This window comes from Paracoccus sp. MKU1, from assembly GCF_001447385.1.
Taxonomy (GTDB): Bacteria; Pseudomonadota; Alphaproteobacteria; order Rhodobacterales; family Rhodobacteraceae; genus Paracoccus.
This window is the reverse complement of record NZ_LLWQ01000165.1, coordinates 1-15,893: the sequence shown is the minus strand read 5'-3', so window position 1 is coordinate 15,893 and position 15,893 is coordinate 1. Positions and strand designations below refer to the sequence as shown.

General features: G+C 66.8%; 26 protein-coding genes. 4 read left to right on the top strand and 22 right to left on the bottom strand.

What is annotated here, in order from left to right; genetic code table 11:
- The 9 genes from AQY21_RS13095 to AQY21_RS13055 form a co-directional block, all read right to left on the bottom strand.
- Positions 1 to 455, bottom strand: a 455-nt coding sequence (locus tag AQY21_RS13095; RefSeq protein ID WP_152988220.1) for a lytic transglycosylase domain-containing protein, incomplete at its 3' end; no start/stop codon positions are given.
- Positions 456 to 458: 3 nt separating this feature from the next.
- Entirely contained in the window at positions 459 to 794 is a 336-nt protein-coding gene (locus AQY21_RS13090; RefSeq protein WP_058098087.1) for a DUF736 domain-containing protein, read from the bottom strand.
- Entirely contained in the window at positions 794 to 1,384 is a 591-nt protein-coding gene (locus tag AQY21_RS13085; protein ID WP_058098086.1) for a S26 family signal peptidase, read from the bottom strand. The genes AQY21_RS13090 and AQY21_RS13085 overlap by 1 nt, the downstream gene beginning before the upstream one ends.
- Positions 1,381 to 1,671 (bottom strand): hypothetical protein, encoded by a 291-nt coding sequence (locus tag AQY21_RS13080; protein ID WP_058098085.1) that lies wholly within the window; start codon positions 1,669 to 1,671, stop codon positions 1,381 to 1,383. Before AQY21_RS13080 ends, AQY21_RS13085 begins: the two co-directional genes overlap by 4 nt.
- A complete protein-coding gene (locus tag AQY21_RS13075) occupies positions 1,623 to 2,309 on the bottom strand; it encodes a hypothetical protein (protein ID WP_238986771.1) in 687 nt (228 codons plus the stop codon). Before AQY21_RS13075 ends, AQY21_RS13080 begins: the two co-directional genes overlap by 49 nt.
- Positions 2,310 to 2,625: 316 nt before the next feature.
- Complete coding sequence (locus AQY21_RS13070) at positions 2,626 to 3,090, bottom strand: DNA cytosine methyltransferase (RefSeq protein WP_058098084.1); 465 nt, start codon at positions 3,088 to 3,090, stop codon at positions 2,626 to 2,628.
- Positions 3,087 to 3,644: a DUF2840 domain-containing protein gene (locus tag AQY21_RS13065; protein WP_058098083.1), complete on the bottom strand. Its 558-nt coding sequence runs from the start codon at positions 3,642 to 3,644 to the stop codon at positions 3,087 to 3,089. The genes AQY21_RS13070 and AQY21_RS13065 overlap by 4 nt, the downstream gene beginning before the upstream one ends.
- A 261-nt stretch (positions 3,645 to 3,905) precedes the next feature.
- Positions 3,906 to 4,709, bottom strand: a complete 804-nt coding sequence (locus AQY21_RS13060; RefSeq protein WP_058098089.1) for a replication initiator protein A — start codon at positions 4,707 to 4,709, stop codon at positions 3,906 to 3,908.
- 41 nt (positions 4,710 to 4,750) lie between these two features.
- Positions 4,751 to 5,020, bottom strand: coding sequence for an AlpA family transcriptional regulator (locus AQY21_RS13055; RefSeq protein ID WP_058098082.1), 270 nt, complete (start codon positions 5,018 to 5,020; stop codon positions 4,751 to 4,753).
- A gap of 211 nt (positions 5,021 to 5,231) precedes the next feature.
- On the opposite strand from AQY21_RS13055, the gene AQY21_RS13050 reads away from it, so the two are divergent.
- From AQY21_RS13050 to AQY21_RS27830, 4 genes are all read left to right on the top strand, one after another.
- Complete coding sequence (locus tag AQY21_RS13050) at positions 5,232 to 5,447, top strand: helix-turn-helix domain-containing protein (protein ID WP_058098081.1); 216 nt, start codon at positions 5,232 to 5,234, stop codon at positions 5,445 to 5,447.
- A gap of 185 nt (positions 5,448 to 5,632) precedes the next feature.
- Positions 5,633 to 5,896: a DNA -binding domain-containing protein gene (locus tag AQY21_RS13045; RefSeq protein ID WP_058098080.1), complete on the top strand. Its 264-nt coding sequence runs from the start codon at positions 5,633 to 5,635 to the stop codon at positions 5,894 to 5,896.
- A gap of 131 nt (positions 5,897 to 6,027) precedes the next feature.
- Positions 6,028 to 6,417 (top strand): transcriptional regulator domain-containing protein, encoded by a 390-nt coding sequence (locus tag AQY21_RS29740; protein WP_369807766.1) that lies wholly within the window; start codon positions 6,028 to 6,030, stop codon positions 6,415 to 6,417.
- Positions 6,404 to 6,853 carry a DUF2285 domain-containing protein gene (locus AQY21_RS27830; protein ID WP_082658092.1) on the top strand — a complete coding sequence of 150 codons (450 nt, stop codon included), beginning with the start codon at positions 6,404 to 6,406 and terminating at the stop codon, positions 6,851 to 6,853. The genes AQY21_RS29740 and AQY21_RS27830 overlap by 14 nt, the downstream gene beginning before the upstream one ends.
- Positions 6,854 to 6,872: 19 nt before the next feature.
- Here the strand turns inward: AQY21_RS27830 and AQY21_RS13035 are convergent, their stop codons facing one another.
- The 13 genes from AQY21_RS13035 to AQY21_RS12975 all read right to left on the bottom strand — a co-directional run.
- Complete coding sequence (locus AQY21_RS13035; protein ID WP_058098079.1) at positions 6,873 to 7,085, bottom strand: hypothetical protein; 213 nt, start codon at positions 7,083 to 7,085, stop codon at positions 6,873 to 6,875.
- A gap of 105 nt (positions 7,086 to 7,190) precedes the next feature.
- On the bottom strand, positions 7,191 to 7,391 hold the full coding sequence (locus tag AQY21_RS13030) for a hypothetical protein (RefSeq protein WP_058098078.1): 201 nt from the start codon (positions 7,389 to 7,391) through the stop codon (positions 7,191 to 7,193).
- Positions 7,392 to 7,427: 36 nt separating this feature from the next.
- A complete protein-coding gene (locus AQY21_RS13025) occupies positions 7,428 to 7,637 on the bottom strand; it encodes a hypothetical protein (protein WP_058098077.1) in 210 nt (69 codons plus the stop codon).
- Between the two features lie 53 nt (positions 7,638 to 7,690).
- Positions 7,691 to 7,894 carry a hypothetical protein gene (locus tag AQY21_RS13020; protein ID WP_058098076.1) on the bottom strand — a complete coding sequence of 68 codons (204 nt, stop codon included), beginning with the start codon at positions 7,892 to 7,894 and terminating at the stop codon, positions 7,691 to 7,693.
- Positions 7,895 to 8,503: 609 nt separating this feature from the next.
- Complete coding sequence (locus AQY21_RS13015) at positions 8,504 to 8,878, bottom strand: hypothetical protein (RefSeq protein ID WP_058098075.1); 375 nt, start codon at positions 8,876 to 8,878, stop codon at positions 8,504 to 8,506.
- Positions 8,879 to 9,251: 373 nt separating this feature from the next.
- Complete coding sequence (locus AQY21_RS13010; RefSeq protein WP_058098074.1) at positions 9,252 to 9,659, bottom strand: single-stranded DNA-binding protein; 408 nt, start codon at positions 9,657 to 9,659, stop codon at positions 9,252 to 9,254.
- A 968-nt stretch (positions 9,660 to 10,627) separates the two neighbouring features.
- Positions 10,628 to 10,894, bottom strand: a complete 267-nt coding sequence (locus tag AQY21_RS13005; protein ID WP_058098073.1) for a YjhX family toxin — start codon at positions 10,892 to 10,894, stop codon at positions 10,628 to 10,630.
- Between the two features lie 443 nt (positions 10,895 to 11,337).
- Positions 11,338 to 11,628 carry a hypothetical protein gene (locus AQY21_RS13000; protein ID WP_058098072.1) on the bottom strand — a complete coding sequence of 97 codons (291 nt, stop codon included), beginning with the start codon at positions 11,626 to 11,628 and terminating at the stop codon, positions 11,338 to 11,340.
- Positions 11,629 to 11,703: 75 nt separating this feature from the next.
- Complete coding sequence (locus AQY21_RS12995; RefSeq protein WP_058098071.1) at positions 11,704 to 12,381, bottom strand: DNA methyltransferase; 678 nt, start codon at positions 12,379 to 12,381, stop codon at positions 11,704 to 11,706.
- A 320-nt stretch (positions 12,382 to 12,701) separates the two neighbouring features.
- The gene (locus AQY21_RS12990; RefSeq protein ID WP_058098070.1) at positions 12,702 to 13,118 is read right to left on the bottom strand and encodes a hypothetical protein; all 417 of its coding nucleotides are present in this window, start codon (positions 13,116 to 13,118) and stop codon (positions 12,702 to 12,704) included.
- A 368-nt stretch (positions 13,119 to 13,486) separates the two neighbouring features.
- On the bottom strand, positions 13,487 to 14,473 hold the full coding sequence (locus tag AQY21_RS12985) for a serine hydrolase (RefSeq protein ID WP_058098069.1): 987 nt from the start codon (positions 14,471 to 14,473) through the stop codon (positions 13,487 to 13,489).
- Between the two features lie 65 nt (positions 14,474 to 14,538).
- On the bottom strand, positions 14,539 to 14,934 hold the full coding sequence (locus AQY21_RS12980) for a cupin domain-containing protein (protein WP_058098068.1): 396 nt from the start codon (positions 14,932 to 14,934) through the stop codon (positions 14,539 to 14,541).
- Between the two features lie 12 nt (positions 14,935 to 14,946).
- On the bottom strand, positions 14,947 to 15,893 hold a 947-nt coding region (locus tag AQY21_RS12975), incomplete at its 5' end, for an NAD(P)-dependent alcohol dehydrogenase (RefSeq protein WP_058098067.1).

The window sequence follows — 15,893 nt, the reverse complement described above, 5'->3', positions numbered from 1 at the left end:
CGTCCCGGCCCGGCATTGTAAGCGGCCAGCATGCCGGCGATGCTGCCGTAACGATCATGCATCTCGCGCAGATAGGCGGTACCGGCGTGGATGTTGTCGCGCGAATCGAACGGGTCGCTGCCGAGAGCATGGCGGGCGCGCAGCGCCGCCCATGTCTCCGGCATGATCTGCATCAGCCCCATCGCCCCTTTGGGCGAGACGGCCTGCGAATTGCCGCGGCTCTCGACATGCTGCACGGCGCGGATCCAGTGAGGCGGGATGCCGAAGCGCAGCGAGGCTTCCGCCACATGGGCGGCGAAGGGATCGCTGTCCTGCCGCAGCACCGGCTGCACGGTCTGCGCCAGCAGGCCGGCAGCCGGGAAGGCGGCGAGGATCAGGCCGGAAAGAAGAAGGGCGGCAGCACGACGGGCGGCGCCAGCTCGCCCGTCTGCTTGGTGAGGGACGAAGAACGGCATGGCTCAGTCCCGCTCGTCGCGCTTTCTCGGGCGCGACCAGTGCAGGCCCCAGTTGCGGCCCTGCTCGTCGGACTGGAACAGCCGGGCGCGGATCGGCTGCACGAGTGCCGGATCGTCGAGGGCGACCGAGATATAGGTTCCGGCCTTCTCGCCGCTATGGGTCCAGCCGGCGCCGATCTCCGGGCCGTCCTCGGTGTCGAGATGGATGCGGTAATCCGGCGCCTTCTCGATATCGGCATTGCGGGTCGGCACGAAGACCAGATTGAGGTCGAGCGTGACGGTGCGGACGCGCCCCTCGTAGCCGGTTTGCGTGCGGGTGAATTCTCCGATCTGTGGCATCAGTTGGTTCCTTCGGTTGCGGTTGGAGAGAGGTTCAGAGCGTCAGCGGCAGGCCGGCGAAAGCGGCCGTCGCCTTCCGCATCGGTCCAGAACGGGACGATGCGGGCAGTGACGCTGCTGAGTGGGAGCGGGCCGAAATAGCGGCCGTCGAGGCTGTCCCCGACCTCCCGGTTCATGAGAAAGACTTCGTGTTCTCCGACGACCCGGCAGCCCTGCCAGACGGGCAGCAGCCGGCCGCGGCGGTCGCGCTCGCGCGCCATGCCGATGGGCTGGCCGTGGACGATGATCGTGGCACCGCTGCGGCAGACCCGCGTGCCGGGAAGGGCGGCGACGCGCTTCAGCAGCGGCACGCCGGGGCCGACATAGCCGCGCGCGGTGATGAACTGCGCCAGCGGCTCAGGCAGCATGACCGCGACCAGATCGCCGAGGGCGAGCATGGTCGGCGGTTCGAGGCGGTAGAGCCCGAGCGGCAGGCTGGCACTGGCGTTCCAGATCAGCCGCGGCGCGATGTCGGCGATGGAAACGGCGCCGATCACCAGCACGGCAAGGCCGGTGGCGGCGAGATAGCTGGCGCGGGCTCTGCGGCTCATGACGCACCCCCGTGTTCCGCAGGATCGTCGGTGGATGAATCGTCGGTGCGACCGGCGCCTGCATGATCGTCGGCACCGGCATTGCCGCCGTCTGCGCTGGTGAATGCGGCACCCGCAGCGGGACCATCCGCCGATGCGCCCCCGAGGACCGCGTTCAGCGCGGCCTCGGTGCGCAGGATGGCGCGGCCAATGGCCTCGGGGATCTGCGGCACCACCGCGTCGCCGAAGGCCTCGACGATCAGGCTCGCCGCAGACGTCCCTTTGCGACTGCCGAGTGCAATGCGCATGCGAGCCAGCCAGGCGGAAATCCCATCATCCATGCGTAGGTGATGGGCAATGCCGCCGTTCCAGTCAGGCCATGGCTCCGCAAGATCGCCGCCAGTGCCCGCGCCCCGGCCCATTTGTCCGGTGCCCGGTCCGTCATCGCGCCATCCATCGCTCTGGCCATCACAGCGTCCATGGTCGGGGATTTCCGGCGGTCGTAGGCCGGGCTCCAGCCGTCCATGCGGCTGTCGCGCTTGGTCGGCGTCGGCAGGGTTTCCGGCGCCCGTCCGTCGAAATGCAGCGCCTCGCCGATCGTCGGCGTGCGGTCGAAACGGTCCTGATCCGAGGTCATCCGGCCCTTCCGCCGGCGCAGCACGCTGCCCCGTGGCGCCGCGTTCGCCGTCGGCGTCCCCATCATCCCGGCATGGCGGCTGTTGTGGCCTTGCAACTGGCTCAACAGATCGCCCCGGCCGCCGCGATCGGCGTCGGTCTTGCGCGGCGTCGCCAGGATCATCCGCAGCGGATATGTCGAGCCCGCGCCGCCGCCGGCGCCGTCCCTCATCCCGTCCGAGGCCATCGGCGTCGGCAGCGGGCGGTTGCGGAACAGGTCGTGGAGGCCCGAGGCTTTCATCGCCTTCCGCGCCCCCGATCCGCCCTCCATCCGCATGCCTCCCTGCTGGGACTGCGACACGGGTGTCGGCAAGCTGCCCGGGATCGCAACCGATGAGCCAGGAGCGCTTGCGGACATGGTTGGCGCCGATATCCGCAGCACCCACCACGCATGGCCAGCAGGCGTAGCCGAGCGCTTCCAATTCATCGAGCAGCCGGTCGGCGCCGCGAGTTCGGAGCACAGGGCTCACATGGGGACTTTTTCTGCAACAGGTATAATCCGGCATTTCGCCAGTCCTTTCCGTCGTTCTGGATCCGTGGTCCGAGCCCGTTCCGCGATCCGCGCGCGTTCGTCGCACGTATCAAACTCACATACGGTCGCCGCTCAGGGCGGCTGCACCAGGATCCCGCATTCTGCGGGCGAGGGCTCGGGAGGACGGGACCATTCTGTTTTCAAAAGCGAACCAGCGAGGCCGGCAGTCTCCGACCAGCCGCACGGCTTCGAGATAGAGGCCCGAGCGTTCGCCCTCGATGCCCTTGCCCTTGGTGTTGGCGCTGCTGATGTCCTGGCAGGGCGGCGAGCCGACGATGATCTCGGGCAGGCAGCCGAGGTCGGAAACAAGTCGAGCTGCCGTGAGGGTTCGGACATCGGCGTAGAGTCTGACATGCGGAAAATTCTCCGAATAGAGGATGCGCCGCCATTCCACGATCTCGCAGGCGGCGATGGTGATGAAGCCTGCCCGGTGCAACCCGAGCGACCAGCCGCCCGCGGCGCCGCTGAAGAGATCCAGCACGCGCAGCGGCAGCGAAATGTGAGCGTGAGAAGCGGTCATGTCCTGCGCGCCTCTGGACGCGCCTCAGGGGCCTCATGCCCATTCTTGGGATCGCCAGGCATCACCGCGCGACGCTTCAGCCAGGCGACATGCTGAGCCTTGGTGTAGGTCCGGAACGGCTCTCCCGCGGTCATGCGGTTATGGACATGCCGCCAGTGTTCCGGCGACACGAGGCTAGGATCGATGCCCAGCGCCTCGATGGCATCGACTGCCTGCAGCACCCGTTCGACCTTTGGCCAGCCAGAAACACGCAGCAGGATCTCGGCGCCGGGACGGACGCAGGGCAGCGTCTGGAACGGATCGCCCGGCCCGACGGCGCGCAGGATGTCGATGCGCGAAACCACGGTGCCGAAATCGTTCCCCGCCCAGCGCACGAGGGCAAAGACATTGCCGGGCAAGAAGCCGAGGGTCCGGCGCTGGCTGTCAATCCGATGTTCGTGGCAGAAGCGCCCGAAGCGCAGCCAGTGCTCGACCCGCTTCTCCTGCCAGATCAGGTCCACGAGAGTGAGCGGGGCAGGATCTGGCCTCGGTGCTTCGGGGTGACGAATACTCATTCATCACCCCCGTTCTTCGCGCGGTCAGTCTCCGATTTAAGGGACAAAACGGCGTTATCCACCGCCTGTCGCGCCCCTACAATGTTAGGATTCCTTAAGTTAGGTAAGTTAGGAGGGGCTGAATTCCTGTTCGGATTCAGCAGGGTTACACGGCCTCCGGGTTCCCGATAGTACGAGGATCGGGTTCCCGATAGTACGGGTCGAGGGGTTCCGGATAGTACGAGAGGTTCCACAGCTTGTTCACAGTCTGATCCCGCCGCCCTAGGGCCGGCGCGGATCGTTGTCTTCGGGTTGGAAACACAGGCGGGGCAGCCCGTCGGAACCGACGGCGAACGACAGGCGATAGCCGGGCAGCGGCTGTTTTTGGACGATGGCCCGGACTTCGAAGGCGAAGCGCTTGAAGGGCGAAAGGCTGCCGGATTTCAGGTACAGGTGCCGGAGATCGAAACTCCAGCCGCCGGGCTGCCGGCCGCCATGGCGGCGCACCAGGCGATAGAGCCAGCGCTCCAGCCCGCCCGTCAGGTCGAAATAGGCCCGGTCGATGGTCAGGACCAGCGCATCGTCCATCACGCCGGCATAGAACCAGTCGGGCAGGATCAGCTCGATCCCGAGCGGCCGGCGCCGCTCGTCGAGCAGTTCCTTCCATTCGTTGATCCAGGAAAAGCGGTGCCGCCGCCGCTCCGCCGGCTGGCGGATCGAGGTGGCGACGGTCGTCGATTGCAACCGGTCGAGGGCGGCCTTCAGGCGGCGATACCCGAGACCGGAATCGGTTCGACCGATGAAGGTGAGGATCTCGTAGGGCGTCGCGGCCATCAGGCGGGAGGTGCGCAAGCCGTGGTTGCGGGCCTCGACGATCTGGCTCGCGGCCCAGATCAGGATATCGGCATCCCAGATCGTCGCCATGCCGTGTTCCGGCGTCGCCTCGACGCGGATCGAGACCGCGCCCATATGGAAATCGATCGGCACCACCCGGCGCGACTTGGCCAGCGAGAAGAACGGCCAGGACATCAGGTCGCGGGAATCGCGCGCGGCGATATCGCGGGCGCCCGGCCGGAACAGGTCCATCTGCCGGCCGTCGCAGATGCGGCGCACGGAGACCGGCCCGCTCACCGGCTCGGCCTCCCGGTTCCGGCGAAGGCGCGGTCGGGTCTTCCGGACGCTTTCGCCATTTCCGAGGTGGACTGGCGCGCCGAGCCTTCGATCCAGGCGCGCAGATCGGCGAGGGTGTAGACGACACGACCGCCGAGCTTGCGGTAGACCGGGCCGGTGCCGCCACAGCGATGCTTTTCCAGCGTGCGGGGCGAAAGGTCCAGAAGCCGGGCGGCTTCCTCGGTGCGCACGAAGCGCGGCCAGGCGGGATCGGGGTTGTTTTGCATCGTCGGTCTCCGTCGCAAGGCCCGCCGGAGAGGCGGGATTGCGGCGACGATGGCGCAAAAGCGGCACCAGGCCGGAGTGACAGAATGACGGGCCGGTTTTTGTCACCCCCTTCGCCGAGCGCCGGAGCCCGGTTGACGAAAAGCTTTGCCGGCTCACGAATCACCATTATACTGGGTGGCGCCGGATCGGGTGCCCGGCGACTCCTCCGGCATGAGACTGCGGGAGCGAGTTGCCAGGAATCTGCGCCGGCTGAGACAGGAGAAATCCCTGTCGCAGGAGGAGCTTGCCGACCGTGCGGACATCAACCGGAACTATGTCGGCATGCTGGAGCGCGAGGAGAACGCGGCGACGGTCGACATGCTGGAAAAGCTCGCCGCGGTGCTCGAGGTCGATCCGGTGGAGCTGCTGCGCCGCGACAAGGAGTAGGCGGTCGGCGGCTGTTTGCCCGTTCGCGCGACAATTCGCAGGTTTGCGCCGATCGCCGGGACACGCTCATGCCCATTCCGGAATCTGTGTATTCCGAAATGCCCGATACCCGGTATCGTTGTTTCCCCTAGAAAGGGAACGCCGCGTCCCCCATCCTGGACACGGCTCGGATACAGGAGAGCCCCATGGCCGCTGACGCCTTCGAGGAGACCCCGCCGCAGTCGGAACGGCTGACCGGCTACGACGAGGCCCATCTGACCACCTATCTGCGGCTGCTCGACGCTGAAGAGGAAGGCGCCGACTGGCGCGAGGTGGCGCGGATCGTCTTCGGCCTCGACGTGGACGCCGATCCGGACCGGGCGAAGCGCATCCATGACAGCCACCTGGCCCGGGCGCGCTGGATGACCGAGGCCGGCTACCGTCAGCTTCTGAAACCCGGCTTGCGCTGACGCGGGGGAACGTCGGCCCTATTTGTCTGCGCTTTTGTATCATTTGCGCCTGCCCCGTATTCCCCGCAGCGATCTTCGCACAATTGCCGGTTGTCCGCATACTCCCGGCATCCGACCCGCCTTTCCTTCCGATGGAGAACAGAGCCATGCCGTCTTCCACCGACTGGAGGTCTCCGGGCTATGACGACCGGTTCCGGGCGCTCGACCGCGCCCGGATGACCTTCCAGTTCCTGCGCCGCAACCGCCGCTATCGGGCGGAGTATTCCCGGATCCGCAAGCATATCGGGCGCGGGGCGCCCGTCGCCGATGCCACGAGAGAGGAGATCGCCCGGATGGCCCGCCGCTGGGGGCTGATGTTTCCCGGTCGATCCCGCCCTTCCGGCATCGGAGGCCCGGCCGCTCTGGCGGCCCGATGCGTTTCCTGCGGCCCTGATCCTGACCGCGGCACCCGAGGGCTACGACCGGCCAGCGCTGCTTGGGCCGGCCGACCTGTCGTTGGCACCGGTGTTGCACGCCCGTGACGGGCTGCACGGAATCGTCGCGGATGCGGGCGGCGATCACCGGCTCTGGTTTCCCCGTGGCGCGGCCCGGATCAGGCTGGCGGTCCTGGTGCCGCTCGACGAGGATCTGATGCTCCGGCTGAACGGCATCCGGCGGTTCCACCGGCTGCTGACCGGCAGGCCGGTCAGGCCGATCCCGTCCCTGCAGGCGTTGTCGGCGTCCGAGCGGCAACGGGCGGTCCTGATGCTGCGCGCCTGGGACGGGGCCGCATCCGGCGCCTCGCGCCGCGACATCGCCGGCGTCCTGTTCCGGTCGGATTTCAACGGGCTCAGCGCCGCCGAGTGGAAATCGGCCTCCGAACGCCGGCAGCTGGCCCGCATCCTCGCCGAGGCGCGGGCCATGGTCGGTGGGGAATACCTGACCTTGCTGCGGGGCGAAACCCGCCGACGGCGCTGAACGACTTCCGCTGGCGGCGTCAGGCGCTCTCGATCTCGCTCGAGGTGTCGATGAGGAGGTCGGCGGCCTCGGCCATCGCCTGCAAGAGGATGATCTGGGCCAGTTCCTCGTCCCGGGTCTGCATCCAGCCCCTGCTGATCCGCTCCAGTTCTTCGAGCCGGTGCGGGTCGCGGCGGATCAGGGCGTTGGCGGCTTCGGCCATCAATTCGGTCACGGTGGTCGGGTTGTTCATGATGTCTCTCCGGTCCGGTTGCAGGGCCGAACGATCCGGCCCTTTCCACTGGCGCGGCCCCGCCAGGCATCTGCCTTGGCGGGGCTTCCGATCCCGCTGGCGCATTCAGGTGCCGTAGAGCTCGGCCTCGTATCGCTCCCGGCGCATGCGGAGGAATTCCTCGATCTCCGCCGGGGTGGTCGAGCCGTATTCGACCATCTGGCCGAGCAGTTCGAGGGCTTCGTGGATGTCGTTGCGGTCGAAGCAGAACTCGCATTCGGCGTGGATCTTCGCCGCGAGGGCGGTGGTTTCGGTTTCGCAGGTCATGGCTGTTCTCCGGTCTGGACGTGGCGCTTGTGGCGGTCAGGTGATGACATCGTGGACCAGCTGGGCCATGGTCGGCAGATGCTCGATCTCGACGTCGACCTTGATGTCGCCGTTCCGTTTGCGCGAAAAAACTACGTCGATCCTGCTTTCCAGCCATGCGGTCGCGCATGCGTCGGCCGGCCAGCTCGCCTTCGTTGCGGCGGCGCGGGCGGCGGCAAAGGGAATGACGATCTGGGCGGTGGTCATGGCGGTTCTCCTTGGCATATGCGCGGGTCGTTTCCGCGCCTCCGTTGGCGGGGTCAGATCAGGCCCGCCTTCTGCAGCCAGTTGGCGGCGTCTGCGGCATCGGCTGCGCGGACAATGACCGTCAGGGTCATGCTGTCGCGGCTGGCGCGGGCCTTGACCCCGGTATCGGCATCAATGCCCATCTCGATGTCCTCGAGGTTGATGCGCCTGGCCAGCGGGTTGCTGGGGATGTTGATTTCGAATGTCGCGGTATGCATGGACTTGTCTCCGGCTTCGGGGACCGATCCATCCGACCCCTTTCACCACCCCGGCCCCGCAGTGCGGGGAGCATGGCGGCGGGCGGTGACGACCACCTCAGCGCCTTAGGAATAGTCTAGCAAAAACAAGATCCTAACGCAAGTGGATTCTGCGTTTTATCCATTATTTTCAGCCTCTTAGATGGGCTCTTGGCTCTTTTCCGCAGCCACCGAAATTCCACGGATGTCCGCCCCTTTCGCTGGCGGACGCCGGTTTCCCTTCCGCTCCGAAGCAAAATGCGCCGTACCCGCCCACGCGCCGACGATTATGCGATGCCCAACGGTGGCGCCGTGGCGCTGCCTCGGTCCCCAGCCCCTTTTCCCAAGCCCCTGTTTCACCAGTCCGGGAGAAGGATGGGGTCTGGGGAAGGAAGGAGGGAACCGTCTCCTTCCCCAGGGGGAGGATGTTTGAAGGAGGGGGCTTCCAGCCCCTTCCTTCATGGGGGTGAGCGCGAGAGGGGCGGCGCCACGCCCCCCTTTCGTCAGCGCCGGCGGCCGGTCGATCCGGCCGGCGGCGCTCCTGCCGGCAGCGGCGGAGGGGAAGGCGGCCGGGGCCGCCTTCCGTGGGGCTCAGTCGGTGTCCGGTCCCCAGAGCGGGTTGCGCGCCGGATCCTCGGCGAAGCGGGCCGTGCCGTCGAGGTCGCGGATGACGGCATCGACGGGGCACCAGCCGATACGGGTGCGGCCCTGGGCGGCGAGGATGCCGATGGCCGTGGGGTCGGCCTCGATCGCGCAGACCGCTGCGATCAGGTCGTCCTCGGGCGCGAGGTTCTCGATGGCGATCACGTCGCCGTTCTCGTCGTAGCCGCCGTGCAGATATTGCGGCGCCTCGGCCTGGCGCTGCAACGCAAGCTCGGCCTCGCGGATCAGCCGGAAGGCGCGCTGGCGGTCGCGCCAGTAGGCCGGGTCGCCTGCGTCGATGGAGGAGTGGGTGCGGTTGGTCATGGCATGTCTCCTTTCGGTCTCTGACGGGAGGAGGCAGCACCGTCGCCGCAAGCTGTCGGGGATCGCGCAGCGACCGCCTTGGCGGCGAGTGGGGGAACCGATTTCCTGACGACGCCCATCGGGCGGCGGCTGAAAATTGGGGGGACCGCTCGTCCTCGACAGCGCAGCGGCAGGTGCAATCCTCCGGACGACAGAGACCGAAAGGAGACATTTTAAACCGGAGGAGGTCCGGAGGGGGGTGCCCCCCGCCGGAGGCTTCCCGGCCGGTCGATCCGGACGGGACGCCTTCTCTTGCCGGCGCGGTCGCGGGGGCGATCCGGTGCGGACATGGGAAAACCCGGCGGCTGGTGCCGCCGGGCCTCTGGCCTCCCGCTCAGGAGGGGATGTCGTCTTCGTCGATGAACCGGCCCTCGTCCTCGTCGGTCCCGGACTGCGGCGCCCGGCTCAGGAAATCCACCGTCTCGGCGATGATCTCGCAGCCGTAGCGCTCCTCGCCTTTCGCATCCTGCCATTTCGTGTAGTGGATGCGGCCGCGCACCAGCACCTTCATGCCGGTCTGGCAGTATTGCTGAACGATCTTGCCCAGACCGTTGAAGGTGACGATGCGGTGCCATTCCGCGTCCTCGACCCGATAGCCCTTCTCGTCGCGGACGACGCGGCCTTCCGAATAGCGCGGGCGCGAGGTGACCAGCTTGAAGCGGGTGATATCGGTGCCGCTGCGGGTGGTGCGGGTTTCGGGGGCCTGACGGATGGTGCCGGCGAGGATGACGATGTTCTGCATTGTCTGTCTCCGTTGCTTCTCCGGAGGGACCATTCCCTCCGACGAGACCCGGGAAAGTCCGTCGGGAGGCACCTGCAACTGACGCCCTCTTTCGGGCGGCAGCTTGCCCGCAAGGCTTCGGAGTGGGGCGGGCAGCCGCGCCCCGCGCGGCAACACGGTCCGGAGCCTTGGGGGTTGTTGGTGAAAACCGCACGGAGTTAGGGGCTCAGTCAGGCGGAGGGATTGGTTCGTCCGGAAGCGGATCGGGGACGGATCGCGGAACGGCGGCGTTCTCGCCGGTGCCGTCCTGTCGGGAAAGCCCCCGGAACCCGCACCACCCGCGGCGGTGCCGCTTCGCTTCGGCTTGCCGGTCAGCCTTGCGTCCGCCGCCGGAAGGCCGGGGCTGTCGGGGCGGGAAGGATCGGGCTGTCGGGTCGAGGGCGCGGGATGGCATGGTTGCCGTTGCATCGGCTCTGGGCCGGATCGTCCGGCACTATTGCGGGGCCGGCATGAAGCTGGTCGCATCGCGGCGGGCATTCACCGAACGGAATGGCGGGATGCGAACGGCAGGGACTGGTATGGCTGCGGGGTCGGCGGCAATGTGGATTTCTTTGCCGGGCGTGCTCGCCGAGACCGGCGACGAGGACGAGGGTTGGTTCATCGGCGATGCCGTTCCCCTTGCGCGGGGCCGAGGGCCGGCAGTTCCGGTTGCCGGGTTTTTCCATGTTCGCAGCGGATCGCCCCGAGGCCGCGCAGGCAATCGCGCCGCCCGGTCCGGCACAACCCGCGCAGGATTTGCCGTTGTCGCGATATGTTGGCCGCGAACTGCGAGAGGATCGTCACCGGCATCGGCCGAAACCGCTTGCGGGTTCGGTGAGCGCCCCTTGGGGCGCGAATAGAGCCGTCCCCCGCAGGGGGCTCGCCCGGATACTGCCCTGCAAGATGAATGTCACGGCACTGCCGCCGTCGTCACAGACGGCAGCACCTGGTCATTTCGCCTTCGACGCATTCCTTGCCACGGACAGCGCCGCAACCCCTGCCCTGGTGATGGTGTAGGGTCCGCCGTTGCGCGATGCGATCAGCTTCTTTTTGCGCAGGTTCTCGAACTCGGCCACGCCGAAACCGTCGAGAAACCAGCCGTCGCGGCTGACGAAATCCGCCGAGACCAGCCGTTTGCCGTCGTCCTTCTCGACCATCTCCCGGCCACCGAAGGACAGCATTTCAAGCGCCTTGCGCTCGTTTCTGGAGATATTCATGATTCATACCCGTTCGTCCGGGCAGGGCCCGGACTGTCATCTACGAAAGCAAGCCATGGCTTGCAGCTCAGGACGATGACGGCCTCGATCCACGCAGGGCGTGAAGCGAGGCTTTATACGGCTGGAAAGAAGGTATGTTTCATGCGGCGATCCTAGCTGTCGCCTCGTGCATGATCAAGCCGGGGCTACCGGCCTTTCCCCATACCGCCAGCATGATCCGGCCAGGCTCCCATATATGTTGGTCTCCGCCCGTCCGGATTATGCCGCCCCGGTCGCGCCGTTTGCATCAGCCATGGGCGTCAGCCGATGTCTTCGCCTTGTCTTGCGAGCCGGGCCATGCCCGGCGAGCGCGATTTTTTTGGTGCCTTTCCCGTGCGCCTCGTACGCGCAACGGCCGCCGGTCAGGTGGACCGGCGGCCGTGGTGTTCTGGGCTGGTGCCTGCCTATGGGCGCAGCGGGCGCCACGGTTCATCCGTCTCGGCCGGGCGCCAGGTCAGGCGGCGGCAACGGAACGTGGCCCAAGCGTAAAGCAACGGCTCCATGCCGTGCCACCAGTCGGCCGCGATGTCGCCGCAACGGCCCTCGAACAAAAGCCTGCCGCGCGCGGTGTAAAGCCGGAACTCCACCGGCAGGGCATCGCCGTCTTCCGGCTTGCCTCGCGCGGGAACGCCGTCCTCGTCCTCGCCCAGTCCGATGCAGCCGCCGTGATGGTCCTTCGTGACAATCCAGCGCATGTCGAAATCCTTTCCCTGAAACTGTGGGGTGCAGCGCCCGCCCCATGACGGGCGCCCTTGGATTGGGGGGCTGGCCTATGCGGCCGCCTTCCGGTCCCGCTCTTGCAGGGCGGCCATCCGCTTGCCGATGGTCTGGTAATGCGCCACGTCCAGCTCGACGCCGAGCCAGTCGCGGCCCAGCAGATGCGCCGCCGCCAGCGTGGAACCGCTGCCGCTGAACGGGTCCAGAACCAGATCGCCCGGTTTCGTGAACGCCCCGATCAGCCTGCGCAGCGCCGCCACCGGCTTCTGCGTCGGGTGCAGCTTGTTGCCGGTATAGGGGAAATCCAGCACGTCGGGCACGGGGCTGGCGGGCAATTCCGGATCGCCCTTGGCCAGCAGATAGGCCTGTTCGTGCTCGTAGCGCAGGAAGCGGGCGGATGAGGCGTAACGCTTGCGGAACACCAGATGCCCGACGATGCGGAAGCCCGCCGCCTTCCACGCCTCCACGAACAGATCGACCTTGTTCCAGCCGTAGAAGCTGACACAGAAACCGCCATCCTTCAAAACCCGGTGCATCTGGGCGAAGGCGGGACGCAGCCAGCGGGCGTTGTCGTCGTTGGCGACGGTGCGGCCCTGCCGGTCGCGGAAGCGGGTCACATAGGGCGGATCGGTCAGGATGAAATCCACCGAGCCGGTGCCGAACGCCTGCATCGCCAGGGTGCAATCGGCATTGATGACGAGGTTGCGGGGGGTGCTGGTCTTGCCGGTCATGTCTCTGTCCTTTCGGTTATGGGGTTCAGGGCAGCGAAGCGCCTGCTCCTGAACCCTTGCCCGTCGGCGAGACCGGGGGTGCAAGGCGCAAGAGAAGTCTTTGGCACCGTGGAATAATTGGAGGGGACCCGCTTGCGGGGAGGGAGCCGTTTATGCCGCGAAAGGCCGAAGAGTTTTCTTGCGGCGCGCCAGGGGCAGAGCCCCAAGCCCTTCACCTTAAAACAAATGGCTCATTGCATTATTCTTCCTTCAATCCTCGCCCTGTCTTCGGGAGTGACCGGAAGGTTCGCATTACGACGGTATGGCCGTAACGACCGGGATCAGACCTGCGGCGCCAGTTCTCCGAACCCATTCAGGTTCATCAGCGCGGCGATGCCGGTGATCAGCCCTGCGGTGCCGCAAAGCAGCTTCAGGGCGATGGCGGATTCGATGGCCTCATGGGTGACGCCATGCACGACGGCATATCCGGCGATCATCGCGGGGATCACGAAGACGGCCCGCGCCAGCAGGCAGAGGATCGGGTTCCTCGCCTTGAACAGCACCAGTAGCACCAGCCCCACCGACAGCAGCGCGGCGGTTCCTGCCGCAAGGACCGAGAGCAGGAACCCGGCCTCGGTGGCGTGGATGAAGCTGAAAGTCTCGACAAAAACCATCACCGGCAGCGCCCAGGTGGCCATATACCATGCGATCACGCAGGTGACCGCGGTGAGCATGACGGCAAGCAGGATCAGGATCATGGAAGCCTCCGGACGAAAGGGGTCAGGGATCGTTCACGGCAGGCTGCCAGAGATTGATGCGTTCCGCCTGCGACCAGGATGCACTACGCCGTTGCTGCGAAAACCAGCATTCCCAGCACCCTGCGATGGGTCAAGCGATCAGGCGAAAAGCAGCGAAGGTTATGCGGTTCCATGCCGGAAACGGACAGAAGCCGGCGACAAGCCGCCGGATACCCGCGGACAGGATGAATCTTCCACCGGAACACTCATCAGTGACGTTTCCGTCAGTCCTGACAGTTGCCGGGGTCGCATCCCCGGCTGTTCTCAAGTCAAGCACTCGCGATGCCTCGCACAACCTTGCCGCGAGTGCCTCCCTCGCCAACCGTTGGTCAGGCCCCGGCGAGCAGCGGTCCCTCGAGCAGGTCCATCAGACGCCCGAAATGCCCGTCCGACCAGGCAGGCGCATTCGGGTCCGAGGTAATGGCGACAGCCAGATCGCGTTCGGGATGTGCGGCGATGATCTGGCCGCCATAGCCGCGGGCGATGATGAAGCCGCTCTCGCTCAGGAACCAGCCATAGCCATAGTCGAGCCCGGAATAGGGCGAACGGGTATGGGGCCGCACCGAGGCCCGCATCCAGTCGGTCGAAACGACCTGCCGCCCCCCGAACCGTCCGCCGTCCCGCATGAGAACGGCGATGCGCAGCATGGCGCGCGGCGTCAGCGCCATCTCGTTGCCGCCGAAATAGAAGCCCAGCGGATCGCGGGTCCAGGCGGGGATCTCGATGTCCAGGGGGCGGCCGAGAACCGCGCGCGCCTGCTCGAGCAGGCTTTCGCCCGTTGCAACCGCAAGTGCCGCGCCAAGAACATGGGTGGTGCCGGTCGAATAGATCATGCGCCCGCCCGGCGCAGCGACCATCGGCCGTCGCAGCGCAAAGGCGACCCAATTGCCGGAATTGACCCAAGCGCCGTAATTGCCGCCCGATGTTCCCTCAAGGCCAGCGCGCAACGTGACCAGATCCTGGATGGTCAGATCCGCGGCACCAGGGGTCGCATCCGGCGGAATGATCGAGGGCGCAACCGCACCCAGCGTCGCATCCACGGATTCGATCGCCCCGCGCGCGATCGCGCTGCCGGCAAGCAGCGCGACGATGCTTTTCGAGCAGGACTTGATATTCGCGACCCTGTCGAGGCCGGGGCCGCGAAAGGCCTCGGCGAGGACGATATCCTCGCCGCGCTGCACCATGATCGCATGAAGCTGAGGCAGATCCCTGGCGAGCGAATCCATCTCGCTTGCGGCCTGAGCGGTCGCCCGGCTGACGAAGGGTGCGGCCAGTGCGGTCAGAAGAGCGGTCGAAAAGACCCGTCGGTTCAGCATTGGCTATCGTCCTTCGCGTTTACTACGCAGATCTCCGCCTTCGCCATGTATGGCATGGGCCACCTTCAGCCTGCGTAATCCGCATCCGAGACCTTCTCCATCCATTTGACGGCCGATCCGTCGATCACTTCCTGGATGGCGATATGGCTCATGGCGGTGTCGGGCGCGGCGCCGTGCCAGTGCTTCTCGCCCGCCGGGAACCAGACCACGTCGCCCTGGCGGATCTCCTCGATCGGGCCGCCCTCGCGCTGGACGCGGCCGCGGCCGAAGGTCACGATCAGGGTCTGGCCGGCCGGATGCGTGTGCCATGCCGTGCGCGCGCCCGGTTCGAACGTCACATGGGCCCCGACGGCGCGGCCGGGCGCCTCGGCCGCGAACAGCGGGTCGATGCGGACATTGCCGGTGAACCAGTCGGCCGGCCCGGCGGTCGAGGGCGTCTGGCCCGAACGGGTGATCTTCATCTGCGGCTCCTTTCAGGCGGCCATGGTGGCGATGTCCATGACGAAGCGGTATTTCACGTCGCCCTTCAGCATCCGCTCATAGGCGCCCTCGATCTGATCGGCGCGGATCATCTCGATATCGGCGGTGATGCCGTGGGCGGCGCAGAAATCCAGCATCTCCTGGGTTTCCGGGATGCCGCCGATCATCGAGCCGGCCAGGCTGCGGCGCTTCATGATCAGGTTGAACACATTGGGCGAGGGATGCGGCGTCGCCGGTGCGCCGACCAGCGCCATGGTGCCGTCGCGCCTCAAGAGCGCCAGGAAGGCGTCCAGGTCATGCGGGGCGGCGACGGTGTTCAGGATGAAGTCGAAGCTTTTCGCATGGGCCGCCATCTCGTCGGGGTTGCGCGAGACCACGACCTCATCGGCGCCAAGGGCCAGCGCATCGGCGCGCTTGGCGTCCGAGGTGGTGAAACCCACGACATGCGCCCCCATGGCATGGGCCAGCTTCACGCCCATATGGCCCAGGCCGCCGATGCCGACCACCCCGACCTTCCTGCCCGGCCCGGCGCCCCAATGGCGCAGCGGCGAATACGTGGTGATCCCGGCGCAGAGCAGCGGCGCCACCGCGGCAAGCTGGTCTTCGGGATGGGTGATCTTCAGCACGTAGCGTTCATGCACCAAGACCTGCTGCGAATAGCCGCCCAGCGTGTGGCCGGGCGCGTCAGGGGTCGCGCCGTTATAGGTGCCGACCATGCCGTCGCAGTAATTCTCCAGCCCCTCGTCACAATCGGCGCAGTTCTGGCAGCTGTCCACGATGCAGCCGACGCCGACAAGATCGCCGGGCTTGTGGCTGCGGACATGGCTGCCGACGGCGGCGACGCGGCCGACGATCTCGTGGCCCGGCACGCAGGGGTAAAGCGTGCCGGCCCATTCGCTGCGCACCTGGTGCAGGTCGGAATGGCAGATGCCGCAATAGA